Origin of the sequence: Mesorhizobium sp. M7A.F.Ca.ET.027.03.2.1 (assembly GCF_003999175.1) — a bacterium.
Taxonomy (GTDB): Bacteria; Pseudomonadota; Alphaproteobacteria; order Rhizobiales; family Rhizobiaceae; genus Mesorhizobium.
In genome coordinates this window covers 1-1,602 of sequence record NZ_RZOM01001242.1, presented here as the reverse complement: position 1 = coordinate 1,602, position 1,602 = coordinate 1, and the positions used below count along the sequence as shown (strand labels likewise).

The 1,602-nt window shown below is 64.1% G+C and carries 3 protein-coding genes; all 3 read right to left on the bottom strand.

Going from position 1 to position 1,602, the window contains the following annotated elements; all coding sequences use genetic code 11:
* Window positions 1-752: arsenical-resistance protein (locus EN750_RS33425; RefSeq protein ID WP_189526651.1), on the bottom strand; the 752-nt coding region annotated here is incomplete at its 3' end.
* Window positions 753-844: 92 nt separating this feature from the next.
* Window positions 845-1,177 carry a metalloregulator ArsR/SmtB family transcription factor gene (locus EN750_RS33420; protein ID WP_023809328.1) on the bottom strand — a complete coding sequence of 111 codons (333 nt, stop codon included), beginning with the start codon at window positions 1,175-1,177 and terminating at the stop codon, window positions 845-847.
* A 65-nt stretch (window positions 1,178-1,242) separates the two neighbouring features.
* Window positions 1,243-1,602 (bottom strand): RES family NAD+ phosphorylase (locus tag EN750_RS33415; RefSeq protein ID WP_145968158.1); only part of this gene is annotated, 360 nt, incomplete at its 5' end.

Here is a 1,602-nt window from a genome sequence, read left to right as displayed (position 1 = left end):
GCCAGCAGCACGATCACCAGCGGCTGCGCAATGATCTGCTCGCCCTGGAAGCCGAACAGCAGCACCAGCGTGGCCAGCAAGGCAATCAGCGACAAGGGCTGCAGCGTGGCAAGCAGGGCATCGAGCCCGGCCTGTCCCCTCGCTGCCAGCAGCCGGCCACGAACCAGCTGCGCGACGATCACCGGCGCGACGATGTAGAGTGCGACCGACAGCATCAGCGTGCCCCATGGGACGGTGATCGCCGACAGGCCGAGCAGCAGGCCGACGATGGGCGCGAAAGCGACGATCATGATCGCGTCGTTGAGCGCTACTTGCGAAAGTGTGAAATTCGGCTCGCCGCGCGTCAGGTTCGACCAGACGAAAACCATCGCCGTGCAGGGCGCCGCAGCAAGGATGATCAGTCCGGCAATGTAGGAATCAATCTGCACGGCGGGCAGCCACGGCCGGAACAGCCAGCCGATAAAGAGCCAGCCCAGCAGCGCCATCGAGAACGGCTTCACCGCCCAATTGATGAACAGCGTCACGCCGATGCCGCGCCAATAGGTGCCGACCCTGGCCAGCGAGGCGAAATCGACGCGCAAGAGCATCGGCACGATCATCAGCCAGATCAGCACGGCGACAGGAATGTTGACCCTGGCGATCTCGGCCGACGCGATGGCGCCGAACACGCCTGGCAGCAGATGGCCAAGCGCGATGCCCGCGACGATGCACAATGCCACCCACACCGTCAGATATTTCTCGACGAAGCCGATGCCGGGCCGCACCGCCTCAGCTGCGTTCAGAGCATGATCGGTCATGATGGCTTTCCTTGTTCGAACGCGCGCGGCGGACAGTCACAAGCCCCTCAGCAGTCACAGGTCACGGCATTGATGACCGGACGGCAGAGCTCCGGCGCGCCATTGCAGCAATCTTCCATCAGATAGGCCAGCAGGTCGCGCAGGCCGGTCATGTCGGCGACATAGCGCACGGTCCTTCCGTCGCGTTCGGGACGGATCAGCCCGGCATGGGCGAGCACCTTCAGATGCGCCGACATGGTGTTCTGGACCGTGTCCAGCCTCGTGGCGATCTCGCCCGCCGGAATGCCTTCCGGACCGGCACGCACGAGCAGCCGGAAGACATCCAGCCGCGTCTCCTGGCCAAGTGCGGCCAGCGCGTTCAAAGTGCTTTTCTTATCCATATATCCGAATCCTTGGATTTATGGATATCGGCTTCCCAGCGATCTGTAAAGCGTGTCCGCCGCCATCATGTGACGGCAAGCACCTTTCCCGTATCGTGCTGGCGCACGAAGTCCACGCGGGCGCCGTCCCAATGGTAGCTGTAGTGGCGACCCTGCACTGGAATGGTAATGACATCGGGCCAGAAGATGCCGATGCAGCCGCCGCCCGGCATGCGCACGCTGTTCCATACCAGTCCGTCGCTGCCTGCTGCCCGCAGCGCCCGCCCTTCCGCCTGCGAGGCGGTGTAGTCGTCCGGGTCGAGCACGCCGGGCACGGCGTTGACGTCATCGAGGTCGCGGTCGACGCTGCCGATCAGCACGCGGAAATCCGCTGTCCAGCCCGGCCCCTCGTTGGTGGCACGCATGAACTTCTGGTGGTGGTGGAT